Annotated in this window: 20 protein-coding genes; 13 read left to right on the forward strand and 7 right to left on the reverse strand. The window is 65.6% G+C overall.

The window, feature by feature from the left end:
- The first annotated feature begins 55 nt into the window (after window positions 1-55).
- The 3 genes from FKZ61_RS02150 (at window position 56) to FKZ61_RS02160 (ending at window position 2,652) form a co-directional block, all read left to right on the forward strand.
- Window positions 56-988 (forward strand): NAD(+)/NADH kinase, encoded by a 933-nt coding sequence (locus tag FKZ61_RS02150; RefSeq protein ID WP_170199101.1) that lies wholly within the window; start codon window positions 56-58, stop codon window positions 986-988.
- A complete protein-coding gene (locus FKZ61_RS02155; protein ID WP_141608421.1) occupies window positions 988-1,566 on the forward strand; it encodes a B-box zinc finger protein in 579 nt (192 codons plus the stop codon). Before FKZ61_RS02150 ends, FKZ61_RS02155 begins: the two co-directional genes overlap by 1 nt.
- A gap of 144 nt (window positions 1,567-1,710) precedes the next feature.
- Window positions 1,711-2,652, forward strand: coding sequence for a LysM peptidoglycan-binding domain-containing protein (locus tag FKZ61_RS02160; RefSeq protein ID WP_141608422.1), 942 nt, complete (start codon window positions 1,711-1,713; stop codon window positions 2,650-2,652).
- A gap of 14 nt (window positions 2,653-2,666) precedes the next feature.
- Here FKZ61_RS02160 and FKZ61_RS02165 read toward each other — a convergent pair whose 3' ends face one another.
- A complete protein-coding gene (locus FKZ61_RS02165) occupies window positions 2,667-3,455 on the reverse strand; it encodes a PhzF family phenazine biosynthesis protein (RefSeq protein WP_141608423.1) in 789 nt (262 codons plus the stop codon).
- A 217-nt stretch (window positions 3,456-3,672) separates the two neighbouring features.
- On the opposite strand from FKZ61_RS02165, the gene FKZ61_RS02170 reads away from it, so the two are divergent.
- The gene (locus FKZ61_RS02170) at window positions 3,673-4,917 is read left to right on the forward strand and encodes a nickel pincer cofactor-dependent isomerase, group 22 (protein WP_141608424.1); all 1,245 of its coding nucleotides are present in this window, start codon (window positions 3,673-3,675) and stop codon (window positions 4,915-4,917) included.
- 94 nt (window positions 4,918-5,011) lie between these two features.
- On the opposite strand, the gene FKZ61_RS02175 is transcribed toward FKZ61_RS02170, so the two are convergent.
- Both FKZ61_RS02175 and FKZ61_RS02180 read right to left on the reverse strand, forming a co-directional pair.
- Entirely contained in the window at window positions 5,012-6,811 is a 1,800-nt protein-coding gene (locus FKZ61_RS02175) for a hypothetical protein (protein ID WP_141608425.1), read from the reverse strand.
- Window positions 6,808-9,828: an outer membrane protein assembly factor BamB family protein gene (locus FKZ61_RS02180; RefSeq protein WP_141608426.1), complete on the reverse strand. Its 3,021-nt coding sequence runs from the start codon at window positions 9,826-9,828 to the stop codon at window positions 6,808-6,810. The genes FKZ61_RS02175 and FKZ61_RS02180 overlap by 4 nt, the downstream gene beginning before the upstream one ends.
- A 423-nt stretch (window positions 9,829-10,251) precedes the next feature.
- On the opposite strand from FKZ61_RS02180, the gene FKZ61_RS02185 reads away from it, so the two are divergent.
- A complete protein-coding gene (locus tag FKZ61_RS02185) occupies window positions 10,252-11,298 on the forward strand; it encodes a Gfo/Idh/MocA family protein (RefSeq protein ID WP_211358371.1) in 1,047 nt (348 codons plus the stop codon).
- A 107-nt stretch (window positions 11,299-11,405) separates the two neighbouring features.
- Here FKZ61_RS02185 and FKZ61_RS02190 read toward each other — a convergent pair whose 3' ends face one another.
- A complete protein-coding gene (locus FKZ61_RS02190; protein ID WP_229964100.1) occupies window positions 11,406-12,974 on the reverse strand; it encodes an alkaline phosphatase in 1,569 nt (522 codons plus the stop codon).
- Between the two features lie 691 nt (window positions 12,975-13,665).
- On the opposite strand from FKZ61_RS02190, the gene FKZ61_RS02195 reads away from it, so the two are divergent.
- The 7 genes from FKZ61_RS02195 to FKZ61_RS02225 all read left to right on the forward strand — a co-directional run bounded on the left by FKZ61_RS02195 (window position 13,666) and on the right by FKZ61_RS02225 (window position 20,089).
- Window positions 13,666-14,700: a LacI family DNA-binding transcriptional regulator gene (locus FKZ61_RS02195; protein ID WP_141608428.1), complete on the forward strand. Its 1,035-nt coding sequence runs from the start codon at window positions 13,666-13,668 to the stop codon at window positions 14,698-14,700.
- Window positions 14,697-15,092 (forward strand): D-ribose pyranase, encoded by a 396-nt coding sequence (gene rbsD, locus FKZ61_RS02200; protein WP_141608429.1) that lies wholly within the window; start codon window positions 14,697-14,699, stop codon window positions 15,090-15,092. Before FKZ61_RS02195 ends, rbsD begins: the two co-directional genes overlap by 4 nt.
- 30 nt (window positions 15,093-15,122) lie before the next feature.
- Complete coding sequence (locus FKZ61_RS02205; protein WP_141608430.1) at window positions 15,123-16,082, forward strand: ABC transporter permease; 960 nt, start codon at window positions 15,123-15,125, stop codon at window positions 16,080-16,082.
- An 81-nt stretch (window positions 16,083-16,163) separates the two neighbouring features.
- Complete coding sequence (rbsB, locus tag FKZ61_RS02210) at window positions 16,164-17,123, forward strand: ribose ABC transporter substrate-binding protein RbsB (RefSeq protein WP_141608431.1); 960 nt, start codon at window positions 16,164-16,166, stop codon at window positions 17,121-17,123.
- A gap of 103 nt (window positions 17,124-17,226) precedes the next feature.
- Entirely contained in the window at window positions 17,227-18,771 is a 1,545-nt protein-coding gene (locus FKZ61_RS02215; RefSeq protein ID WP_141608432.1) for a sugar ABC transporter ATP-binding protein, read from the forward strand.
- Window positions 18,768-19,736 (forward strand): ABC transporter permease, encoded by a 969-nt coding sequence (locus tag FKZ61_RS02220; RefSeq protein ID WP_141608433.1) that lies wholly within the window; start codon window positions 18,768-18,770, stop codon window positions 19,734-19,736. The genes FKZ61_RS02215 and FKZ61_RS02220 overlap by 4 nt, the downstream gene beginning before the upstream one ends.
- Before the next feature lie 14 nt (window positions 19,737-19,750).
- A complete protein-coding gene (locus FKZ61_RS02225) occupies window positions 19,751-20,089 on the forward strand; it encodes a YnfA family protein (protein ID WP_141608434.1) in 339 nt (112 codons plus the stop codon).
- Between the two features lie 91 nt (window positions 20,090-20,180).
- Here the strand turns inward: FKZ61_RS02225 and arsB are convergent, their stop codons facing one another.
- Window positions 20,181-21,347: an ACR3 family arsenite efflux transporter gene (gene arsB / locus FKZ61_RS02230; RefSeq protein ID WP_407659841.1), complete on the reverse strand. Its 1,167-nt coding sequence runs from the start codon at window positions 21,345-21,347 to the stop codon at window positions 20,181-20,183.
- Between the two features lie 34 nt (window positions 21,348-21,381).
- Window positions 21,382-21,834: an arsenate reductase ArsC gene (locus FKZ61_RS02235; protein WP_141608436.1), complete on the reverse strand. Its 453-nt coding sequence runs from the start codon at window positions 21,832-21,834 to the stop codon at window positions 21,382-21,384.
- A 188-nt stretch (window positions 21,835-22,022) separates the two neighbouring features.
- Here FKZ61_RS02235 and FKZ61_RS02240 point away from each other — a divergent pair, with 188 nt between their 5' ends.
- Window positions 22,023-23,318, forward strand: coding sequence for a D-tagatose-bisphosphate aldolase, class II, non-catalytic subunit (locus FKZ61_RS02240; RefSeq protein ID WP_141608437.1), 1,296 nt, complete (start codon window positions 22,023-22,025; stop codon window positions 23,316-23,318).
- A gap of 77 nt (window positions 23,319-23,395) precedes the next feature.
- Here FKZ61_RS02240 and FKZ61_RS02245 read toward each other — a convergent pair whose 3' ends face one another.
- The gene (locus FKZ61_RS02245; protein WP_170199103.1) at window positions 23,396-24,013 is read right to left on the reverse strand and encodes a class F sortase; all 618 of its coding nucleotides are present in this window, start codon (window positions 24,011-24,013) and stop codon (window positions 23,396-23,398) included.
- Window positions 24,014-24,054 lie beyond the last annotated feature (41 nt).

Raw genomic sequence — 24,054 nt, forward strand, 5'->3', positions numbered from 1 at the left:
GGCGATGGCCCGCCGGATCCACAGCATAAGCGAGAAATCCACCAAGGTAACGAACATGAACCAGCATCGCCCCGACACTTCCCTGGCAGACGCGATGCCCCAGCGTCTGGGGGACCAGGGTTTCCACCGGGTCGGCATCTTGCATCACCCTAAAAAGCCGGAATCCATCCAACTGGGCCAGCAGATCGCGGCCTTCCTGCGGGCCCATGGCCTGGAGGAGATCTGGTTTGAGTCCGCATGGGAAAGCGAAGCGGTGTTGGAGCACCTGCCCAATGTGGATCTGCTCATCACCCTGGGTGGTGATGGCACGCTGCTGCGCGCCGCCCGGCTGGGGGCTCGCCACAACGTGCCCATGCTGGGCGTGAAAATGGGGCGGCTGGGCTTCCTGGCAGAGATCTTCCCGGATGACTGGCAGGCCCCCCTCACCCGCATGCTCCAGGGCAGTTACTGGGTGGAACAGCGCCTCATGGTCCGGGTTCGGCTGGAACGGAGCCCGGCAGAAGGGGCTCCCCGGGCCTCCCTCTGCGAATACGATGCCCTCAACGACGTGGTGTTGAGCCGGGGAGGCCTGGCCCGGGTGGTCCGCATTAGCGTCCAACTGGATGGAGGATACCTGACGACATACACCTGTGATGGGTTAATTGTCAGTACGGCAACCGGCAGCACCGGCTATGCCCTGGCCGTGGGGGGGCCCATCCTGCCGCCAGAGCTGCGCAACATCCTGGTGATTCCCATCGCCCCCCACCTGAGCATGGACCGGGCTGTGGTGTTGTCGGAAGGGACGGAGATCCGCATGCGGGCGTACAGCGATCACGAAGCCATGCTGACCGTGGATGGCCAGTTCGTGGTGGAGGTGCGGGAAGGGGACGAGATCATGGTGACCGGCAGCCCCCATCTGGCACGCTTCATCCGCATGCGGGATCGCAGCTACTTCTATCGCACGTTGATGAACAAGCTGCGGGGGCCATCCACACAAGAAGGTGAATGATGACTGAATCCATGCCCACCCGCCAGCCGGAGCACCCGACGGCGGACCCGGCGTTGGCGGCCGCACCCGGCACGGAAGAGGCTGAGGTGCTCTATTGTGCCAATCACCCCAACGTGGAGACGTTGCTGCGCTGCAACAAATGTGGCAAACCCATCTGCCTCAAATGCGCCCAACTCACCGATGTGGGGTACCGCTGCAAGGAGTGCATCCGCAACGTCCAGGACAACTATTTCAATGCCGTGACGGTGGACAACGCCATCGCCTTTGCCGTGGCCCTGGTGATTGCCGGCATCGCGGTGCCCATCCTCAGCATCCTGCTGGGTATGTTACGCGGTTTCTTCTTCTGGGGGCTGATCATCGCCTTCATGTTGGGTGGCGGCGCCGGCGGCGCCCTGGCCCAGATCATCCGGGCCGCAGTGGGCCGGCGGCGAGGGCGATACCTGCGCTACTTCGCCCTGGCTGGCATCATCTGTGGCTCCCTGGCCAGCCTGGTGCTCCTGAACCTGCCCCTGCTAAACCTGCCTTTGCTGGTCTTCGGCGTGCTGGCCACGGCCACCGCCTTCCAGATCCTGCGCTGATCGCCGGCAGCCCCCTGCCAGGCCCACTGTCCCTGGCGCACCCTGCCCCCTCCGGCAGGAGTTTGCGCCAGGTATTGGCCTGTGCTATGATGCCATCGCTACGCCAGTTGCCACAGAACCCGGAACAGAACCGGAGGTACGACCGTGGGCACCCATCTCCGCCTGATCATCATCCTGACCACAGCCCTGCTCCTGGTTGCCTGCACGCGGGATCGCCCCACGCCAGAGCCGACGGCCACCAGCGCCGTCGCCGAGACGCCCACGCCGGCCAGCGCGCCCGTCCAGGAGCCCGAGGTCACCGTGACCACGCCGGAGGCTACCACCGAGACGCCGGCGCCCGAGGGAACGGCCACCCCCGAAGAGCCCACCACCTTCCAGTACACCGTCCAGCCGGGGGACACCCTCTTCTCCATCGCCCAAAAATTCGGCACCGACGTGGAGACCATCCGCCAGCTCAACGCCCTGGCCGATGACAACATCATCGTGGGGCAACCCCTCTACGTGCCCTACGTGGAGGGAATGACCGCCGAAGGCCTGCCCACCCCCACGCCCGGCCCCTACCGCTACGTGATCCAGAGCGGGGACACCCTCAGCGCCATCGCCCTGCGCTTCGGCGTGGACCCCATCCAGATCATGGAGGCCAACAACTTGCTGGACCCCAACACCCTGACCGTGGGTGCGGAGATCATCATCCCCAACTACCAGCCGCCGGCCGAGACCGGCACGGCCAGCACCGGGGGCCAGGCCGCCCAGGGTGAGCCGGTCATCCACGTGGTTCAACCGGGGGAAGGGCTGTACGAAATTGCCGTGAAATATGGGGTCAGCGCGGCGGAGATTGCGGCTGCCAACAACATCACCAACCGCAACCTCTTGCGGGTGGGCCAGGAGCTGATCATCCCCGGCGTGACCCGGCAACAGGTGATTGCCGAACGGGGCGTCGTCCATGTGGTGCAGCCGGGCGAAAGCCTGCTGGGCATCGCCATCCAGTACGGCGTGGATGTGGAAGCCATCATCGAGCTCAACGACATCACCGACCCCGACGCCCTTTCCGTGGGGCAGGAACTGGTGATTCCGGTCCAGCAGTGAGGGAGGCGCCGGTTTTAGACCAGCAGCCCCCGCAGAACGGTGACAGCCTGTCCGCCCAGGATCACCCGATCCCCCGCCAGGCGCACCCGCAGCACCCCCCCCCGGGGGGAGGCCTGATAGGCCAGGAACTGCGCCTTGCCCAGCCGTCGCTGCCAGAAGGGGGCCAGGCAACAGTGGGCCGAACCGGTGACCGGATCTTCCTGGACGCCGGCGCCAGGGGCGAAAAAGCGGGAGACGAAGTCGTAGCCGCCGCTGGTGGCCGGAGCGGTCACGATCACCCCCCGGACCGGCAGCCGGGAGAGGGCGACGAAATCGGGGTTGGCCGCGCGCACTTCCGCCTCGGAAGCCACTTCCACCACGTAGTCAAATCGATTCTTGCCCACATAGACCGGGGAGACGCCCAGGGCTTCGGCCAGGCCGGGCACGGCGTCCACCGGTTCATCTGGCGTGGCCGGAAAGTCCAGCTCGATCCACTCGTCCCGTTTGCTGGCGGTGAGCAAGCCGCTGCGGGTGTGGAAGCGGGCCGTTTCGCCCCCCAGCAGGTAGCCAGCCTCCCAGAGGATGTGGGCCGCTGCCAGGGTGGCATGGCCACAGAGATCTACCTCCACCGTGGGGGTAAACCAGCGCAGGCGGTAGCCCTCGGGCTCCCGCCAGAGGAAGGCCGTCTCCGACAGGTTCATCTCCTGGGCCACCTTCTGCATCCACGCCGGATCCACCGGGCCCTCCAACATGCAGACGGCAGCCGGATTGCCGGCAAAGGGTGTGTTGGTGAACGCATCGACTTGATAGATGGGAATTCCCATGGCTTGCCCTGGCCTTCCGTGGTTGCTGGTTTCTGCTCCTGATTCTGAGCCCGGTTTGCGTCTCGGTTTGTTTCTTGGAGCGGTGAATCCAGACGCTTCCGTGCCTGCGCTCGCTTCATTGTAGGTTCTATCCGGGCGACCGTCAACCTGCAGGAGCTGTTCCTGTTCCTTGTCCATAACGCCATCAACAAGATCTGACAGACCAAGGACTCGATTCATGTTTCCCAAAATCGCGCCCGTCCGCCAACGGGTCACCGACGAACAAATCCACGACATCGAGGCCCATGTCCGAGCGCAACTCCAGGCCCTTCCCCTGGCCCAACGGGTACAACCGGGGATGCGGGTTGCGGTGGGTGTGGGCAGCCGAGGTATCTCCTGCATCCGCCCGGTGGTGACCACCCTGGTGCGGGAGCTGCAGGCCCTGGGCGCGCAGCCCTTCCTGGTGCCGGCCATGGGCAGCCACGGCGGCGGCACAGCCGAAGGCCAGCGGGAGGTCCTGGTGGGCTATGGCCTGGGGCCGGATGAGCTGGGTGTGCCCATCCTCAGCAGCATGGAGACCGTCCAGGTGGGCGTGACGCCGGCGGGCATGCCGGTCTACTTCGACGCCCAGGCCGCCCAGGCCGACGCCATTGTGGTGGTCAACCGCATCAAGCCCCACACCGCCTTCCGCAACCGGTGGGAGAGCGGCCTGTTTAAGATGCTGGCCGTGGGCCTGGGGAAGCCCAAGGGCGCGGCCACCATCCACGGCTGGGGGATCGTGGAGGCCATGCCCGCGGCCGCGCGGGTCATCCTGCAAACCATGCCCGTGATTGCGGGCATCGGCATCGTGGAGAACGGCCATCACCAGCCCGCCCGCATCGCCGTGCTGCCAGCCGAGGCCATCGAGGCGGAAGAGCCTAAACTGCTAGAGGAGGCCTGGCGACATCTGCCCCGCATTCCCCTGGAGCCGCTGGATGTGCTGGTGCTGCAGGAGATTGGGAAGGACATCAGCGGCACCGGCATGGACCTGAACGTGGTGGGCATGTGGCGGCGCACCGGTGGCCCGGTAGAGCCCCGCTTCGAACGCATCGTGGCCCTGGATCTGACGCCCAACAGCCACGGCAACGGGGTGGGCGTGGGCTACTGCGACGTCATCCCCCAGCGCCTGCGGGACAAGCTCGACATCCAGGCCACCTACACCAACTGTCTGACTGCCGGCAACTTCAACGGCGCCAAGCTGCCCATCACCCTCCCCACCGACCGGGACGTGCTCCGGGCCGTATTGCCCGCCAGCAAGGAGCCCGACGCGGTGCGCCTGGTCATCGTCCGCAACACCCTGGAGCTGGAGACCCTGTGGGTCTCCCAGGCCCTTCTGCCCGAGGTCGCCGCCTCGGACCAGCTTCACCAGATCGGCGAGCTGCGGCCCCTCACCTTCGACGAGACGGGCGCTTTGCAGATGGATGCTTTGTGGGTGAGAACGTGACGGCGTGACACGTGACACCGTGACTCGCCGTCACGCCGTTACGCTGTCACGTTGTTACGTTGTTACGCTGTCACGTTGTTACGCTGTCACGTTGTTACGCTGTCACGTTGTCACGTTCTCGCGCCTCATCCGGCTGACCCAAGATCACCAGAAAGAGGGCATAGAGCAGCGGCTTGCCCACCATGTTCAGGCCACTGATGGCCGCGTCCCCGGTGAAGGTCTCCACGTAGGAAAGGTTGTGGGCGGTGAGCATCCAGTTCACCAGGATGACGGTGAAGAGCACGTAGCCCAGGTAGAGGAAGATACGGCTGAGGCGGGGCAGCGCCGGGCTGCCCCGGTTGGCCCAGCCGCCGATGGTCAGGGCGTCCCAGATCAGGCCGAAAGCGATGAAGCCCACCCCCGCGAAGCTGAACAGGGGGCTGAACGGGTTCTCGATGAAATCGGTCTGGCGCAGGAGGGCCGCCATGACCAACACCAACAGCAGCCGGGCGCCGCGGTCAGGGGTCAGCCTGGCCCGCACCAGCCAGTACAGGCCCAGGCCCAAGAACCAGACCACCCACCAGAACCCGGCCTCCGGTCCCTGCCAGGCCAGGAAAGCCAGCGGCCGCCCGGGCGCGGTGAGATCCCCCCAGAGCAGGATGGTGCCCAGGGTACCCAGATAGAGCCCCATGGCCCACCGGCCCCGCCAGGCCATCCACAGGCCGACACCCAGGGCTATCGCCAGGACCAGGCTCATGAAGTTCCGCTGGTACAGCCCGTAGAAGCGATCGACGGACTGGCTCACCTCCTCCAGCACGTGCACCTCGCTGCCCAGGGCCGTGACCACGCTCAGCAGGACGATCAAGACCAGGTTGCTGGCGAGAAAGGCCAGGATGAACCAGGGTGCGGCACGATGGGCAGCCGCCACCACGGCCTCCTCATCCCATCGCCGGGTGCCGGCCCCGTTCCACCGCCGCACCAGCAGCCAGATACAAAGCGCGCCCAGGGGAACGGGCAGGGCACTGGCGTAGGCCAGAAGCACCCCAGGCAGAGGGTCCGCGGCCAGCCGCTCCCCGACCTGCTCCGTCAACGTCACCCCCCACCAAAGGGAGAGGGCCCCCAGCAGCCCATACAGGCCCCACCCCGGCAGGCGCTGCCCCGCGATGCCGCTCACCCAACTCCCGGCCCGGTGGACAAAATCGGCAATGTCCAGGCCCAACAGGAGTAGCAGGGGCAGGGCCAGCCCCGCGTAGGAGACCATGTTGCTGTCCAGGATGCTGAGGAACAGGGGCGCGTCGCTGACCCGCCACATCTCCACCAGCCGCTGCTGGATCACGCCGAAGGCGGCCATGACCAGCAGGAACAGGGCCACGAACTCCTCGGTAGGCCGGGCAGGTCGGCGCCAGCGCAGCAGAAAGAGGAGAAGCACCCCGGCCAGCGGCGCCCAGCCCAACGCCACCATCCACCCGGCGGACGTGGCCAGCAGGCTGGCCCGCAGCCAGAGCACCATGATGATGCTGTAGCCCAGCAGGACGGCCAGCCGAACCCCGACCCCGCTGTGCAGGGCGCCGGCCAGGGCAAAACTCCAGGCCAGGGCCAGCATGTAGAGGGTGACCGGAATGACTGCTACCGGTACCAGGGAGCCCCGGCCAGGCGTGCCCGCGGTGGCTGCCAGCAGGGGAAAGTGGGCCCGCCAAAAGTCGTTAAAGACCAGCACGGCCGCCATGACAAAAAGCAGCCCGAAGCCCATCCAGACCAGCAACCGGGTCGAGCGGGACATGCCTCGCAGATCCACCAGGCCGTCCCGCAGGTCGGCCCAGACAAAATCTCGCAGGGCATCGAAGGAGATGGACCAGAGGAACCCCACCAGGGCCAGCCAGGTGGTGCGGGTGGGACGAAGGCGAGAGAGGTTCATGGGCGGGCCTCCGGCAACTCTACAGAGGGGACATCGAAACCCAGGAGCATGATGCCCAGGGGTGCCAGCAGGGTCTCCCGAACCAGCGCAGGCCGCTGGGCAAAGCTCATCTGTGCCAGGTTGAGCTCCATCTGCTGGAAGTGGGCCACCGGCCGACCCGAGGCCACGTCCAGCCCCCACACCGCGCCGTCCTGCAAAGCCAGCCAGACACGACCCTCCGCCACCGTGATTGTCCCCAGCCGCGGCCCCGGCGGCGTATATCGCCAGCGTTCCTGGCCATCCCGGGCATCCAACCCGTAGAGGGTGCCCTCCAGGCCGGGCACCACCAGCATCTCCCCGTCGGGCCAGAGCCGGTCAACCGGGTTCAAGGCATCCCCCGGGAGGGTGACCACCCACCGGGCCGCGCCGTCGGCTGTGTCCAGCGCCGCCACCTGGCCGTCGTTGCCCTCCGGGTGGACCAGGCCCACGTAGAGGGTGTGGCCGTCTGCGCTGAGGCCAGGGCCACCCAGGCCGGGCCCTGGCAGCGCTGCCTGCCAGCGCTGGACACCGGTGGTCAGGTCATAGGCGCCGGGCGGCGTGCTGACGTAGACCGTTTCCCCAGCCACCACCGCACCCCCGACCATGTAAAACGGGGCCAGCGTCGCCTGCCATTGGACCTGGCCGTCGGCCAGGCGAAGGGCATGGAGCACCCCCTGGTTGAGCCCTTCGGCCGCGCTTCCCTCCAGCCAGAGGACCATATCCCCGGCGGCGACCGGCGGCTGCCAGGTAACCCCCTGGCCCGGAGCCGTCCACCGGGGCTGCAAGTCGGGCAGGGAGAGCGCATGGAGCTGGCTGCCGGCCACAGCCAGCAGGGTATCCTGGACCACCACGGGCTCCACCAGGGCCGATGTGCCCTGGCCAAAGGCGCCCAGGTAGCGTGCCTGGCCCGTATCGGGATCCAGCTGGTAGACGTGGTTGCCGTGTTCCATCACCAGGGCGCCACCCCGATAGGAAATGGGGGGTTGGAAAAAACCGGTGCCGTGAAACGGCGTCGTCAGGCTGTGCTGGGACCAGCGCAGGGTCAGGGCGGCCGGCAGTGAACCGCCACCGGTGGAGGACGTCATGTCATCGGGTGCGACGTGGGGAGCCAGGCGATAGATCACCGCGCCATCATCCACCAGCCAGAGGCTATCGCCCCCGGCGGCGGGACCCAGGGAGAAGGCCGGAGGTGGGTCCACCGGCAGGCGAGCCGTACTGGCATCCCACTGGGCCAGGCGGGTTCCGGTGGCGTCCATCAGGTCGATCTTGCCGTCCTTCCTGGGCACCAGCGCCTGATCGGCCAGGGCCAGGGGCGGTCCCACGTAGGTCACCCATTCAGTGCTCTCCCAGCGCTGTCGGCCCCGCTCCCGGTCCACGATGAAGAGGGTCCCCGCCGCATCCACCAGCCAGATGGCCTCGGCGCCCACGGCCGGCGCGGTGCGGAAAGCAGAGCCGCCGCCTGTGCCCAGGGTGACCTGCCAGCGCTCCTGGCCGTCCTGGGCCCCCAGGGCGGTGAGGGTGCCGTCCCGGCTGGCCACGTAGACGATGCCGTCCCGGACCACCACGCCTGCCTCCACAGGGCCTTCGGTGGCAAAGGTCCAGCGGATGGTCCCCGTGTCTACATCCAGCCCGTAGACGGCGCCGTCATCGGCGCCCATGATGGCCACGGATCCATCCACGGCCGGGTCTGACACCACCGGGCCGCCCACCTGTACCTGCCAGGCCAGCGCGCCGGTGACCGTGTCCAGCCCGACCACGGTGCGGTCTTCGCTGCCGAAGATGACCCGGTCGTGGACCACGGCGGGTCGGGTGGCCACGTTGTCGCCCGCCCGATAGGACCAGCGGAAGAGGCCCTGGCTATCCACGGCATAGAGTCGTTTGTCGCTGGCGCCGAAGTAGATCACGCCCGTGGCGGGATCAAAGGCCGGCGCGCCGTAGATGGTCCCCTGGGGATGAAACCGCCAGGCCACCTGGCCATCCTGGGTAAAGGCCAGGAGATCGCCGTTGTAGCCGGTGGCCAGAAGCAGGGGCGGATCGGTGGGAAGCCAGGCAGGTGGGACCGTGCCGGCGCCGCTGATGTTGACCGGCAGCGCACGCCCGAAGCGAACCAGGCGCCAGTTCTCCACCCCCGGCGGGAGGTCTGGGGATGGGGCTAACGGAGGCGGAGACGGCAGCCGGCTGAAGGAGGGCGGCGCCTCGTCCACGGACACCAGCAGGGCCCGTTCGTAGTACGCGCCGCCCTCCTGGACGGTGACCGATTCCACCGGTCCGACTCCGGCGCAGTAGTGGGTCCGGGTGATGAGGGTATACGCCTCTGTCTGGGCCCCCTTCAGGGTCAGGGTCTGTTCCACCTCCAGGCAGTCAGCATGGACGCCGTGGGGTCCCGTGGCCAGCACCCGGCCCTGGCTCATGTAGTCCACCTGGCCGGAAACCTGCCCCTGGCTCGACCAGCCTGACCCGGCCAGGAGGTCAGCGGGGAGGAGCAACAGAGGTGGGTCATAGAGCTGTTCCTGGCCGCTGGTCAGGTCCTGGATGGCCACCAGAAACTGGCCCTCGGGATCTTCCACCAGGTAGATCCGCTGCCGGGTGAGGGTGCCATCCAGGGTCAGGGTGTGGATGCGAAGTTCGCTGACGGTGACCTGGGCCAGCACATCCATGATCGCCTGGGCATCGGTGGTGGCTGCCGGGTTGTCGCCGGAAGCGGGAAAATAGCGACGGTCGATCAGCTCCCGGGGGCCGGCGGGCAGATCGGTGTAGATGTTCAGGGTGGGCACCACGGCCTGGTTCTGGCTCCGCCAGCCAATCAGCGTGCCGGAGCGGTCGTAGAGCTCGCTCAGGGAGGAATGGCCATCCCCACCGGGGGCATAGCGGGCCAGGGAAGGTTCCGCCTGCAGCGGCATCAACCCCCATGGCCACAGGAAGAGGATAAGGGGTCCCAGCACCAGGAGCCCCAGAAGCAGCAGGGCAAAGAGTCCGGGCTGGCGGGATAGCTCTGCCAATTGTGGTTCAGATAGGTGTGACAGATGTTGGGATCTGTTCAAGGCCAGCTCCAGTCAGACGGAACGCCTGCCGCCGGGATGCATCTGGTGGGTCGGCCTGGTTTGACAGATGCAAGCGTGCCGCCGATAATGAAAATCGGGCCTGGGCAGACAGGTTTGATTCATGGCCCATCCTGCTGGCCCCATGCCCGATGGACCCGGGTCCATGCCCCGTGGGGAAGGTAAGAACGGACAGCCGTTCCCAGGGTTCCCTTAAATCATTGGGACACGCCCCACTTTACCACAAGATGTGTACAACGTTGTGAACAGATTTAGCCAGGAGCGCGTATCCCGTCGGGGACTCACAGCATCCAATCCTTGTAAATGCCCTCCGAAATGGGACGCGCCCGCCAGCCAACCGCACCGGAATCAGAGGAGCTAGCCTTGGAGCCAATTCGATTTGCCCTGATCGGGGCCGGAAACATCGCCCAGATCTACGTGGACGCCTTTGAGCACATCCCCGACGCCCGGGTGACGGTGGTCTGCAACCGCACAGAATCCAGGGGCCGCGCCCTGGCCGAGCGATGTCAGGCCGAGTGGACAGACGACTACACCCAGGCCGTCCGCCGGGACGACGTGGATGCGGTGGTGGTGGCCACGCCCAGCGGCACCCACATGGAGATTGCAGTGGCCGCCGCCCAGGCCGGCAAACATTTGCTGGTGGAAAAGCCCATCGACATCACCCTGCCCCGGGTGGACCGGATCATCCAGAGTGCCCAGGAGGCGGGCGTGGTGCTGGCCTGTGTCTTTCCCCTGCGCTTCTCCGCCGGCGTCCACAAGGTGAAGGAAGCCCTGGATGCAGGGCGCCTGGGACGCCTGACCCTGGCCGACGTTTACGTCAAGTGGTATCGCCCCCAGAGCTACTACGACGGCAGCTGGCGGGGCACCTGGCAGTACGACGGCGGCGGCGCGCTGATGAACCAGTCCATCCACAACATCGACCTCCTGCAGTGGCTGGCCGGGCCGGTGGCCAGCGTCTATGGCCGCACCGCCACCCTGGCCCACCAGATGGAGACCGAAGACACGGCCAGCGCAGTCTTGACCTTCCAGAGCGGTGCGTTGGGGGTCATCCAGGGCGCCACCAGCGCCTGGCCTGGGGATCCGGCCCGGGTGGAGCTGCACGGCGACCGGGGGACCATCGTGCTGGAGGAGGGGCGCATCACCCGCTGGAAGCTGGCTGACGGGTCGCCTGAGGAGGAAGAGGCCATGCTGCAACTGGATCAGGTGGGGGGCAGCGGCGCTTCTGACCCCATGGCCATTGGCTACGAAAAGCATCGCCGCCAGATCGTGGACCTGATCCAGGCCATTCGGGAAGGCCGTGCGCCGGCCATCCAGGGGGCCGAAGCCCGCCGTTCGGTGGAGATCATCCGGGCCATCTACCGTTCTGCCGCCACCGGCGCCCCGGTGGAACTGCCCCTGGTGGATGAGTAGCCCGGGCTTCCGACCAGACAGAAGTGCCAGGTAGAGCTCCAAAAACAAGCCGGCGGCCCAATCGTGGCCGCCGGCGTACGTTGTACAGAAAAGTTAACAGGGGACGGTTACTCGCCGCGATCCGGCGCCTGTTGCCCATAGGCAGGCGGCAACAGCTCACCGAACAGGGTGGCGTACATCAGGCGGTAGACGTCTGTGCTGTCGAACTGACCGGAGAAGTGGGTCCGCAGCAGCTCCGCGTTCAGCCCTTCCGCCCGGCTCAGGATGGCGCCGGCTACATCATTGGTACCACTCCAGCCGATGGCAAAATCCAGCTCGTTGCCGAAGGCATCCGGTGCGGCCACGAACGGGGCCGTGTGCTGGCCTTCCACGCCGTCCAGGGGGAAGCCCTGGTCCAGGCCGATGCCGGTGGGATTGCCACCGCTGGTGGTGACAAGGCCGCTGCCATCCACAGGCGCGGGGCTAAAGACCTGGAGGCCGCCGGCGTCGCTGTCCGCTGCAGTCAGTAGCAGGGTGTTGGGGTTCTCGGCGATGAACTGGCGGATCACACCGATGGCATCATCCGCCGCTTTGAGGGCCCGTAGCGTGCCGATGGCGTTGGCGTTGTTGGCCAGGTTGTCAGTACTCTCCACCTCGGTCACCAGGAAGAAGGGCTGGCCTGCGGCCTCGCTGTGGCGACGCAGCAGCTCCAGGGCCATCTGGGTCATCTCAGCCGGGGTGGGCGGGTTGTAGCCGGGTGTGTCCGGACGGCTGCCCCAGATAATCAGGCGTCCCTCCTTGGTATCCGCCATGGCATCATCCACCAGCCCGCGGGCAATCAGACGCTCTTCGGTGGTGTCATTGAAAATATCATCCCGGGCAAAAAGGCCAAGCACCATGGGTGCGTAGTCCGGCTCAGCCTGGATGCGCCCCCACAGCGCATCGAACTCGGCCCGGGTGCGGATCACTTCATAGCCCAGCTCGGCGGCCTCCTGCAGGAGATTGCGCCCATCGTCCCGGGCCGGGCCGCGGCCGTTAACCTGATCCACGTGCACATAGCACTCCAGCGTGATCTCATCGTCACACGCGGGCGCATCGGCAGGCAAGAAGAAGGCCTCACCACCGCCCAGCATCACCTTGGGCAGGGGCTCCCCTTCGAAACCAGGGCGTCCATCGAGGAACTGGCGGGCGATCTCATTGGACAGGTTGCGGTCGCCCACTTCGGCCAGGAAAGCCCCTGTGCCCGGCTCCGGCAGATCACCATCGTTCACAATGCCGATGGGCATGCCGGCAGCGGCAGCTTCCCGCAGTAGGCTGCCGGGATAGCCGCTCAGAGCCTGGATGGGCCGCCCGTCACTGCCTGGCTCATCAGGATCGATGCCGCCATCCTGGCCGAACGAGCCCGGGCCCAGCACCTTGTAGCCGAAGGCATGGACGGTGGCGCCCCCATTGGAGGTCCCCACCAGCCGGTCACTCATGTGACCCCGATAGACGGCCATTTCCGGCAGTCCATCCCAGTGGAGCGCGCCATCCGGACCATACCAGTACATCCGGGCGGCGTTCCAGTGGTTCAGGCCAGAGCCGTCCGGGTGGAAGAAAATCACGTTGCCGGTCTGGATCTCTTCCTGGCTTTTGACCGGGGCGACGGAGACGGCCAACAGTGCCAGGGCCAACACCAGCATTCCCAACTTGCGCATAACTGCCCTCCTTCTGCTTGATGGTTTGAAGCCCATTGGTTGGAAGCCCATGGAGCCTGGATATAATGCAGAGACAGGATTGACTCCACGGCTACATGTCGAAGGTAGGGCAGGCGTGTCAACAGACGAGTAAATGTCAGTTAAAACGATGTGAACGAAGATTCAACAGCCCGTGAAAGCCAGCAGTTGACACCCATGCATGAACTTGCTATCTCTGCACGGGTGTATTTCAACTTTGGGACAAGCGGACGGGGCTTGCCCCGTCCCAACCGGATCTGCCCACACCAGGTGTCGGTAGGACTCGAATCCTACCCCCAACTTGAACTGCACCCCTCTGCACCTTATTGTCAACCATGCTCTGCTGCAAAAAGTCACGGAATACACCGCATCTGAGCCACCATTATGACGTGGGGTCGACATCCTCAGATGCCGACCTCAGGTGGGACGGAGCCGCATCTGAGGATGCTCCCTCCGCACATAGGCCACACATAGGCCACACATAGGCCACCATCGGAAGGACTGAATCCGTGCTCATCTGTGGAATCTGTGGTCTTCCATGCTTCCATGCATCACAATTGACGCCCTTCCTCACCCTATGTTATAGTTCTGCTAGAAAAACGATTGCGCAATCGTTTTTCCAAACGCTTTGCCCGACTTTAAAATTCATCGCCTCCCACCCTGTACCAGAGCCATGACCACCATTCGCGATGTGGCCCAACGCGCCGGTGTCTCCCAGAGCACCGTCTCCCACGTCATCAACAACACCCGCTACGTCCGACCAGAAGTGGCTCGACGAGTGCGTCAGGCCATGGCCGAGCTCCACTATACCCCCAACCGTCTGGCCCGCAGCCTGCGCCGCAAGGTCAGCCACACCATCGGCCTGATTACCCCGGACAACGCCAATCCCTTCTTCGCCCAGGTAGCCCAGGCCGTGGAGGAGGTCTGCTTCCAACAGGAATACACGGTACTGCTGGGCAACGCCGCCGGCGACCCCGACCGGGAACTCCGCTACATCCAGGTCATGCTGGAAAAACAGGTGGACGGCCTCATTGTGGCTGCCTCGGGCCTGCGCAGCGAGCACCTCCAGCCCGCCCGGCTGGGGCACACCCCGGTGGTCCTGGTGGACCGGGAGCTGCCCGACCTGGAGGCAGACCGGGTCCTGGCCGACCACCGGCAAGGGGGGCGCCTGGCCACCGAATACCTGCTGGGCCTGGGCCACCGCCGCATTGCCTGTATCGCTGGCCCTCCGGATCTTTCCACCGGCAGCGAACGGCTGGCCGGTTATCGGGATGCCCTGGCGGCAGCCCAGATTCCGCCAGATGACACTCTGGTGATACAGGGGGCGTTTAACCTGGACAGCGGTTACCAGGCCATGCGCCAACTGCTGGCCCTGGACAATCCGCCTACCGCCGTCTTTGCGGCCAACGACCAAATGGCCATTGGCGCCCTGCGGGCCCTATGGGAGGCGGAGATTCCGGTACCCGAGGGGTGCTCGGTGGTCGGCTACGACGACATCCCGCTGGCGGCCTACACCCGGCCGCCTCTAACCACCGTACATCAACCGGTCACAGAGCTGGGACGCCTGGCCGCGCAGATCCTGCTGGCTCGCCTGACGGACCCGGAACAGCCCGCCCGGCGCCACCTGCTCCCGGTCACCCTGGTGGAACGGGCCTCGTGCGCGCCCCTGTCCCGCTCCGTCTCTTCCCTGCCAGGAGAACGCCTATGAAGAAAATGGGAATCCTGAACGCCGAAATAGCGGCTGTGGTGGCCCGCATGGGCCACACCGACACCCTCTGCATCGCGGACGCGGGCCTGCCCATCCCCCCGGGCCCCCAGCGCATCGACCTGGCCGTACGTCCGGGCCTGCCTGGCTTTTTAGACGTACTGGCCGCGGTGTTGGAGGAGTTGACCGTGGAGCGGGTTATAGTGGCCAGCGAGATGGTATCGACCAGCCCCGAGCTCTATCGACAATTGGTGGCACAGTTGGGGGACGTGCCCGTGGAGACGGTCCTCCACACCGAGTTCAAACAGCGCACGGCCAGCTGCAAGGCAGTGGTGCGTACCGGCGAGTTTACCCCCTACGCCAACGTGATCCTGGTTTCTGGCGTCACATTTTGAACGGATTTGAGAGCAGGAGAGGTTCGAGTCATGACCGAAGCAACCGCCACCACCCCAACCGGCACCTGGCACCTGCGCGGCTATCTCCAGCGCTTTGGCATTCTCATCTCCTTCCTGCTGCTCTGCCTGGCCTTGAGCCTGCTCTCCGACCGCTTCCTCACCGTCTCGAACCTCACCAACGTGCTGCGCCAGATCACGGTCAACGGCATCATTGCCGTCGGCATGACCTACGTCATCCTGATTGGCGACATCGACCTCTCCGTGGGTTCGGTGCTGGCCCTCACCAGCGTGGTCACCGCGGACCTGTTGCAGATGGGCGTGCCGGTTCCCATGGCGATCCTGCTGGGCATCGGGTTGGGTATGCTCCTGGGCACGGTCAACGGCCTGATCACCGTGGGTTTTCAGGTGCCCTCCTTCATCACCACCCTGGGCATGCTCACCGCGGCCCGGGGCATGGCCCTGACGTACACCCAGGGCCGCCCCATCACCGGCCTGCCCGACAGCTTCCGCTTCCTGGGACGGGGTGAGCCCTTCGGGATGCCCATGCCCATCATCCTGGCCGTCCTGGTCTTCGCCCTGGCATGGGTGATCCTTCGGCGGACGCGTTACGGTGAACAGCTCTATGCCATTGGCAACAATCCAGTGGCAGCCCGACTGGTGGGTATCCCGGTCAACCGGTTCCGCACCCTGGTTTTCACGGTCAGCGGCGGCCTGAGTGCCCTGGCCGGCATGATCCTCATCGCCCGGCTCGATTCAGCCCAGCCCACGGCGGGGGTGGCCTTTGAGCTGGACGCCATCGCGGCGGTGGTGCTGGGTGGCACCCGCTTCACCGGTGGCGTCGGCGGCATGGGCGGGACCCTGCTGGGCGCGCTGATCATCGGCGTGTTGGATAATGGCCTCAACTTGCTCAACATTTCCTCCCTGTACGAACAGTTGGTGAAAGGAGCTGTGATCGCCCTGGCCCTGTTGATTCATCGGCAGAAGGAGTAGTTGGTAGTCAGTAGTCGGGAGTCAGTAGTCGGGAGTGAAGTGATTCTGTTGTCTGCCCATTCTTTCATCAGGAGGTTGACCATGAACCGTTACGTATGGATTGTCACAGCCCTGGTACTGGCATTGATGCTCGCCGGCTGCCAGCCGGTGGCCACAACGCCCACCGCAGGGGAGCCGGCCCCCACCGGGGAAGCGGGTACCGCCGAAGCCATCACCCTGGGCCTGGCCCTCTCTACCCTCAACAACCCCTTCTTTGTGGACTTGCGGGATGGCGCCCAGGCAGCTGCCGACGAGCTGGGCGTGGAGCTGATCGTGGTGGACGCCCAGGATGACCCTGCTAACCAAGCAGCATCCGTGGAAGACCTCATTCAGCGGGGTGTCAGCGCCCTCCTCATCAACCCCACCGACGCGGACGCCATTGTGCCCAGCGTAGAGGCAGCCAACGCCGCCGGCATCCCGGTCTTCACTGTAGACCGCAGCGCAGCAGGCGGGGAGATCGTCAGCCACATTGCCTCGGACAACGTGGCCGGTGGCCGCATGGCTGCGGAGTTCCTCTGCAACGCGCTGGGCGGCGAGGGGAAAGTCGTGGAGCTGGAGGGCATCCCCGGCACCTCTGCGGCCCGGGATCGGGGCCAGGGCTTCAACGAGTACATGAGCGAAAGTTGTCCCGGCGTGGAGATTGTGGCCCGCCAGACGGCCAACTTCAACCGGGCCGAGGGCCTGACCGTGTTCGAGAACATCCTCCAGGCCCAGCCGGAGATCGACGGCGTCTTCGCCCACAACGATGAGATGGTCCTGGGCGCCATCCAGGCGGCGGAGGCTGCCGGCCGCGCCGGAGATATCGTCTTCGTGGGCTTCGACGCCATCGACGATGCCATCCAGGCCGTGAAGGACGGCACCCTGGCCGCCACCGTGGCCCAACAGCCCAGGGAGATGGGGCGCCTGGCCGTGGAATCCGCGGTGAAGTACCTCCACGGCGAGGAAGTGCCGGCGTTCATTCCTGTGGATCTGGCCCTGGTCACGGCCGAAACAGTGCAGTAGCCCAGTCAAACCGGGATCCGGGTGAGCATCTGCCTGGCAGGCTGCCACCCGGATCCCGCCCGGTGAGTCTACAGGCCTGCTATCCAAAACTGGACGAATCCTGATGTCCGATTCCACGCAACCTTCCCGCCCTCTCCTGCGCATGGTGGAGATTACCAAGACCTTTCCCGGTGTACGCGCGCTGGACCGGGTGACCTTCGAAGTCTATCCGGGCGAGGTCCACGGTTTGGTAGGCGAAAATGGCGCGGGCAAATCCACCCTGATGAAGATCCTGAGTGGTGCCCTCCAGCCAGACTCGGGGACCATCGAACTGCAGGGCCGACCAGTCAGCGTCCCCACCCCCCGGGCTGCCCAGCTCCTGGGCATCGGCCTCATCCACCAGGAACTGGCCGTCCTGCCGGAGCTGAGCGTAGCCGAGAATGTCTTCCTGGGGCGGGAACCCACAGGCCGGCTGGGACTCATCGACTGGCCCCGCCTCTACCGGCAGACCCGGGAGCTGCTGGAGCGCATGGGCGTCGACCTGGATCCCCGTACCCGGGTGGGCGACCTGCCCATCGCCCAGCAGCAGATGGTGGAGATCGCTAAGGCCCTTTCCCTGGACGCAGAGATCCTGGTGATGGATGAGCCCACTTCCGCCCTCACGGAGCGGGAGACGGAGATCCTCTTTCGGCTGATCCAGGGGCTGCGCAGCCAGGGCGTGACCATCATCTACATCTCCCACCGAATGGAGGAGATCTTCGCCATCTGCGACCGGGTCACGGTCTTGCGGGACGGCCAGCACATTGCCAGCCGTGCCATCCAGGAACTGACCCCGGAAGAGATCGTGCGGCTGATGGTGGGTCGATCCATCACCGAGATGTATCCGCCGCCGGGCCAGGGGAGTGGCCCCGTCCGCCTGGAGGTGCGGGAGGTACGCAGGGCCCCCAGGCTCCGGGGCGTAACGCTCACCCTGCGCAGCGGGGAGATCGTGGGGTTGGCCGGCCTGGTGGGCTCTGGCCGCTCGGACCTGGCCCGGGCCATCTTCGGCGCGGATCCCATCGACGGGGGTGAGATCCGGGTGAATGGTACAGCCGTCGCCCTCCGCGGGCCGGCTGAAGCCATGGCCCTGGGCATGGGCTTCATCCCGGAGGACCGCAAGACCCAGGGGCTGTTCCTGAACATGGACGTGCGCCAGAACACGGTCATCGCCCGGCTGAAGGAGCTGAGCCGTCTGCTGGGCTTCATCGACTTCCGGCGGGCCCGGGCCGAGGCCCAGCACTTCGTGGAAGAGCTCAACATCCGCACCCCCAACCTGGAGCAGCAGGTGCGCAATCTGAGCGGTGGCAACCAGCAGAAGGTGATCATTGCCCGTTGGATGGCCCGCAGGCCGGCAATCCTGATCCTGGACGAGCCGACCCGGGGCATCGACGTGGGCGCCAAGGCCGAGATCCACAACCTGATGCGCCGCCTGGCCGATCAGGGGATGGCCATCCTGATGATCTCGTCGGAGCTGCCCGAAGTGCTGGGGGTGAGCGACCGCATTTTGGTGATGCGAGAAGGGCGCATCGTGGCCGAGTTCAGCCGGGAGGAAGCCACCCAGGACCGGGTGATGCTCTACGCCACCGGTTCTCTGGAAAGCATGTCCCAAGAAGGGGCCGTCCAGCAATGAACGATTTGCGACCTTTCCTGCGCCGTAATAGTGTCCTCCTCATTTTCTTAGGCCTGGTACTCTTCTTCGGCCTGACGGTGGAGAACTTTCTCACCGTGCCCAATTTACTCAACGTAGTCCGTCAGACCTCCATCGTGGCGATCGTGAGCGTGGGCATGACCTTTGCCATTCTCACAGCGGGCATTGACCTGTCGGTGGGGTCCCTGGTCGCACTGACCGGGGCGATGGCTGCGCTGGCTTCCGCCCGATGGGGATTGCCCCTGCCGGCTGTTTTTCTGGTTGCCCTGGCCAGCGGCGGGCTGGCCGGCGCCCTCAACGGATTGCTGGTCGCCTATGGCGGGCTGCCGCCCTTTGTGGCTACCCTGGCCATGTTGGCTGCCGGACGGGGTGCCACCCTGGTCATCACCGATGCGCGCCCCATTGCGGGCCTCTCCGGCCCATTTCGGACGGTCGGGACAGGTAGCATGTTGGGAGTGCCCAACCCGGTGTGGATCCTGGCAGCGGTTGCCTTTCTGGCCTGGCTGGTGCTGGGCCATACCCGTTTTGGCCGGCATGTCTACGCGCTGGGCGGCCATGAAGAGACCACTCGCCTGGCCGGCATCGAGGTCAACAGGTTGAAAGTGGCCGTGTACAGCATCAGCGGCGCGCTGGCCGGGCTGGCGGGGCTGATCCTCACGGCCCGGCTGAACTCGGCCCAGCCCACGGCGGGCGTGGCCCTGGAGCTGGAGGCCATCGCCGCGGTGGTGCTGGGGGGCACCAGCCTGGCCGGTGGATCAGGGAGCGTGCTTGGTTCTATCGTGGGGGCACTCATCATGGGCGTGCTCAGCAATGGACTGAACCTGGCCGGCGTACCCAGCTATTACCAGCAGGTCATCCAGGGCAGCGTCATCGTCGCCGCAGTGGTGCTGGACAGCCTCACCCGGCGCCGGGAGCGGGCTGTTTCTACGGAAATACTCCGTCCCTGATGGGGTGATTGAACATGGAGATTTTACGCGCGTTGTGGCTCTTCACCCTGGCCGGGCTGGCGGAGATCGGCGGCGGCTGGCTGGTCTGGCAGTGGCTGCGGGAGGGCCGTAGCCTGCCCTGGGGCCTGGCCGGCGGCCTGATCCTCTTCCTGTATGGCGTCATCCCCACCTGGCAACAAGAACCCGCCTTCGGCCGGGTCTACGCGGCCTACGGCGGGGTCTTTATCATCCTTTCCCTGCTCTGGGGACGGGTGGTGGACGGCTGGCGGCCGGATCGCTACGACGTGGCCGGGGCACTGCTGGCCCTGGTCGGCGTGGCCTTCATCATGTGGGGGCGACGCTGGTTCGGCTGAACTCGCCCCAGGACCGACGTAACCTGGTGTCCATATCCCGCGCCGTCCATTCCCGCCGGAGCAGGGATCAGCAAATCTCTGCCGGGATGAACTATCGTATCAGTTCCCTGGGCGGCGGGCAGGCTTCGGCCGCAGCCTGGGTCATGGCCGCAGGCGCAGGCTGGAGGGCGCCGCCAAAATAGCGCCGCTGGAAGGCCAGGGCCACGTTCACCAGCCCGATCATCACCGGCACCTCGATCAGGGGGCCGATGACCGCAGCAAAGGCCGCGCCCGAGTGGATGCCGAAGACAGCCACGGCCACGGCAATGGCCAGCTCAAAGTTGTTGCTGGCCGCGGTGAAAGCCAGGGTCGTGGTCTTGCTGTAATCCGCACCCAGACGTTGGCCCATCCAGAAGCTGACCAGGAACATGAGCACAAAGTACAGGGTGAGCGGAATGGCGATACGCACCACGTCCAGGGGGATCTGCACGATCAGGTTGCCCTTGAGGCTGAACATGACTACGATGGTAAAGAGCAGGGCGATCAGGGTCAACGGGCTGACCCGGGGCACAAATCGGGTCTCGTACCATTCCCGCCCTTTGGCCCGCAACAGGAAGTAGCGGGTGGCGAAGCCGGCGATCATGGGGATGCCCAGGTAAATGAAGACGCTGCGGGCGATCTCGCCGATGGTGATGTGCACCACCGCGCCCTGGAGGCCCATCCACTGGGGCAGCACGGTGATGAAGATCCAGGCGTAGAGGCTGTAGAAGAGCACCTGGAAGACGCTGTTGAACGCCACCAGCCCGGCCGCGTATTCGGTATCGCCCTGGGCCAGCTCGTTCCAGACGATGACCATGGCGATGCAACGGGCCAGGCCGATCAGGATCAGGCCCACCATGTACTCAGGATAACCCCGGAGGAAGATCACGGCCAGCAAGAACATGAGCACCGGCCCCACCAGCCAGTTTTGGACCAGGGAAAGCCCCAGCACTTTGCGGTTGCGGAAGACCTGCCCCAGCTCCTCATACTTGACTTTGGCGAAGGGCGGGTACATCATCAGGATCAGACCGATGGCGATGGGGATGTTGGTGGTGCCCACGGACACCTGCTCGTTCAGCCGGGCGACCGCCTCAGGAAAGAGATAGCCCAGGCCCACCCCCAGGGCCATGGCCAGAAAAATCCAGAGGGTCAGAAAACGGTCCAGGGTCGAAAGTCGTTTCAAAGTCCCTTCCCTGGGTGCAGAGGGCGCAGACACGGTACGGGCAAGGGTTTGGTCCATGATTCACATCTCCCAAAACGCAAAGAAGATCGACTCAAAAAGATTCACGCTGTCGTTCTCCAGAAACTTCATCGGCAAATCGGTTCAACAGCGCAGGCACCTGCTCAGCGATGGCGTCCCGCACCTGGCGGAAGACCGCCAGCACCTCCTCCTCGTTGCCCGTGGCCCGGGCCGGATCGGGAAAGCCCAGGTGAACTCGCTTCCCCGGTCCCAGCCAGACGGGACACGCCTCGGCGGCGGCGTCGCAGACGGTCACCACCAGGTCGAAATCCACGTGGCGAAACTCGTCGACCGATTGGGGAGTCCCCTGGTGCTCGATACCCAGCTCCCGCAGCACAGCCAGGGCCTTGGGATGAACCTGCTCCGCCGGTTGGGTGCCGGCCGAGGCGGCCTGCCAGCGCTCGCCCAGACGGGCATTGACGATGGCCTCGGCCATCTGGGAACGGCAAGAGTTGCCGGTGCACAAAAAGAGGACCTGTCGTTTCATGGCGGCTCCCATGCTTTGCTAACGGCCTTCTGCTGCCCAAACGCCCTCCAGGAAGGCAGGTTCGGCCAGCCCGGCCCAGATTAGTTCAACACACATTGAATTATAGGCGGCCCATGCCGAACTGTCAAACCAATTGGGTCCGCCCCCACAAGATCCGCCGAAAACAGCCATCCAACGGAGCATGCACCATGTACCCCGTCCTGGAAAACATCCTGCGCGCCCAGCAGCGGGGCGAAGCCCTGGGCATCCCGTCCATCTGCTCCGCGCACCCTTTTGTGCTGGAGGCGACTTTCCGCCACGCCCTGACCACCGGCCGGACCGTGCTCATTGAATCTACCTGCAACCAGGTGAACCAGCACGGCGGATACACGGGCATGACGCCCGGTGACTTTGTGGCCTACGTGGCCGCCCTGGCCGATCGGCTCCACTTTCCCCGGGAACGCATCCTGTTGGGTGGCGATCACCTGGGGCCCAACCCCTGGCGGGCCCGCCCGGCGGACCAGGCCCTGAACCAGGCCCGGATCCTGGTCCAGGAATATGTACAGGCCGGCTACGGCAAGATCCACCTGGACGCGAGCATGGCCTGTAGCGGGGATCCAGCCGACGCCCCCCTGGACAAAGCCGTGGCGGCCGAGCGGGCCGCAGCCCTGGCCGAGGCAGCGGAAGCCGCGTTTCAACGGATGGGGAGTGGAACGCCCCCCTGCTACGTCATCGGCACGGAGGTGCCACCCCCGGGCGGCGCCCAGGGAGACGACACGCCCCTGGCCATCACCACGCCCCGGGAAGTGGCCGAGACCATCGAGCTGACCCAGGCAGCCTTCCGCCGGTGCAGGCTGGAAGCAGCCTGGGAACGGGTCATTGCGGTGGTGGTGCAGCCAGGCGTGGAGTTCGGCGACGAGCAGGTGCATCCATATGACCGGGCTGCGGCGGCCGGCCTGGCCCGGGCCATCGAGCCCTACGGGCGGCTGGTGTACGAGGCCCACTCCACCGACTACCAGACCCGCCAGGCCCTGCGGGATCTGGTGGCGGATCACTTTGCCATCCTGAAGGTGGGGCCGGCCCTCACTTTTGCCTTTCGGGAGGCGGTCTTTGCCCTGGCTGCGGTGGAGGAGGAATGGCTGGCCGGCCAGGCGGGGGTGGTCCTGTCCCGGCTGCGGGAGGAGCTGGAGGCAGCCATGATCCAGGATCCCACCCACTGGCGGGGCTATTATCGAGGGGATGAGCGGCATCAGCGGTTGGCTCGCCGCTACAGCTACAGCGACCGGGTCCGCTACTATTGGCCACGGCCGTCCGTCCAGGCGGCGCTGGAACGGCTGCTACACAACCTGGAGGCCGCCCCGCCGCCCCTGACCCTGCTCAGCCAATACCTGCCTGTGCAGTACTGGCGCGTCCGCGAAGGGCTCCTGGAGCCGACGCCCCGGTCCCTGATCGTGGACAAAATCATCCAGGTGTTGAATGACTACACCTGGGCCTGTGGGGGATGAGAGGGGATGATGTCGGGGTGGTATCGTCCGATTTGGGGGTGTCCTCACGGGAGCCCCGGAAGGGATAGGTGTTTCAGCTAATCTCCGGTCACCTGTTCGCTAAAGACGACCAGCCGCTCTTGATAGGTGCGCTGCTTTCGATCCCAGCGGCCGCGACAGGTAATCAGATTCAGACGACTGCGCAAGCTGAAACCAAAGATCTCTGCCAGGGGTGCTTTATCGTATGGATAGGTGGCCACCTGGACAACCTGGAAGCGATACTCAGCGCCGCCTGCATCGGTCACCAGGATCTCGTCCCCTGGGCGCAATTTCCCCAACGCCCAAAAGACAGCCGGCTTCCCATCTGCCCGGTCCAGGTGCCCGGCCATCACCGCGTTGCCGATTTCACCGGGAGCCACGCCGGGCTCATACCAGGCCACATTTTCGACCTGCGTGGGGGTGCCCATCCGGCCAGCGTCATCTTCCCCCACCGCCTCCACCGCTGTATCCACACCAATGGCCGGAATCCGGAGGCGAGCCGGTCGTAACACCGGAGCCGGGCGGTCAATTTCTTCGCCTTCCTGGGGGACGACCGCCACCGGTCGGGAAATGGCCAGGGCCCCCGGTTCCAGTGCAGCCAGGGCCGGCCCAGGTTCCAGCAGGGCTATCCCCACAAGAAGGATGAACAGACGTATGAAGGCAAAAATCGACATCATCTTTTTGTCCAGGATCATGGCATCAAGGTAACTTCACCGGG

This window comes from Litorilinea aerophila (assembly GCF_006569185.2).
Lineage (GTDB): Bacteria > Chloroflexota > Anaerolineae > Caldilineales > Caldilineaceae > Litorilinea > Litorilinea aerophila.

Coding starts and splice junctions, on each gene's coding strand:
- FKZ61_RS02215 (WP_141608432.1), top strand. CDS start 17,227: ATGTCCGATTCCACGCAACCTTCCCGCCCTCTCCTGCGCATGGTGGAG.
- rbsB (WP_141608431.1), top strand. CDS start 16,164: ATGAACCGTTACGTATGGATTGTCACAGCCCTGGTACTGGCATTGATG.
- FKZ61_RS02205 (WP_141608430.1), top strand. CDS start 15,123: ATGACCGAAGCAACCGCCACCACCCCAACCGGCACCTGGCACCTGCGC.
- FKZ61_RS02155 (WP_141608421.1), top strand. CDS start 988: ATGACTGAATCCATGCCCACCCGCCAGCCGGAGCACCCGACGGCGGAC.
- FKZ61_RS02195 (WP_141608428.1), top strand. CDS start 13,666: ATGACCACCATTCGCGATGTGGCCCAACGCGCCGGTGTCTCCCAGAGC.
- FKZ61_RS02225 (WP_141608434.1), top strand. CDS start 19,751: ATGGAGATTTTACGCGCGTTGTGGCTCTTCACCCTGGCCGGGCTGGCG.
- FKZ61_RS02150 (WP_170199101.1), top strand. CDS start 56: ATGAACCAGCATCGCCCCGACACTTCCCTGGCAGACGCGATGCCCCAG.
- FKZ61_RS02165 (WP_141608423.1), bottom strand. CDS start 3,455: ATGGGAATTCCCATCTATCAAGTCGATGCGTTCACCAACACACCCTTT.
- arsB (WP_407659841.1), bottom strand. CDS start 21,347: ATGGACCAAACCCTTGCCCGTACCGTGTCTGCGCCCTCTGCACCCAGG.
- FKZ61_RS02190 (WP_229964100.1), bottom strand. CDS start 12,974: ATGCGCAAGTTGGGAATGCTGGTGTTGGCCCTGGCACTGTTGGCCGTC.
- FKZ61_RS02235 (WP_141608436.1), bottom strand. CDS start 21,834: ATGAAACGACAGGTCCTCTTTTTGTGCACCGGCAACTCTTGCCGTTCC.
- FKZ61_RS02240 (WP_141608437.1), top strand. CDS start 22,023: ATGTACCCCGTCCTGGAAAACATCCTGCGCGCCCAGCAGCGGGGCGAA.
- FKZ61_RS02170 (WP_141608424.1), top strand. CDS start 3,673: ATGTTTCCCAAAATCGCGCCCGTCCGCCAACGGGTCACCGACGAACAA.
- FKZ61_RS02175 (WP_141608425.1), bottom strand. CDS start 6,811: ATGAACCTCTCTCGCCTTCGTCCCACCCGCACCACCTGGCTGGCCCTG.
- FKZ61_RS02220 (WP_141608433.1), top strand. CDS start 18,768: ATGAACGATTTGCGACCTTTCCTGCGCCGTAATAGTGTCCTCCTCATT.
- rbsD (WP_141608429.1), top strand. CDS start 14,697: ATGAAGAAAATGGGAATCCTGAACGCCGAAATAGCGGCTGTGGTGGCC.
- FKZ61_RS02245 (WP_170199103.1), bottom strand. CDS start 24,013: ATGATGTCGATTTTTGCCTTCATACGTCTGTTCATCCTTCTTGTGGGG.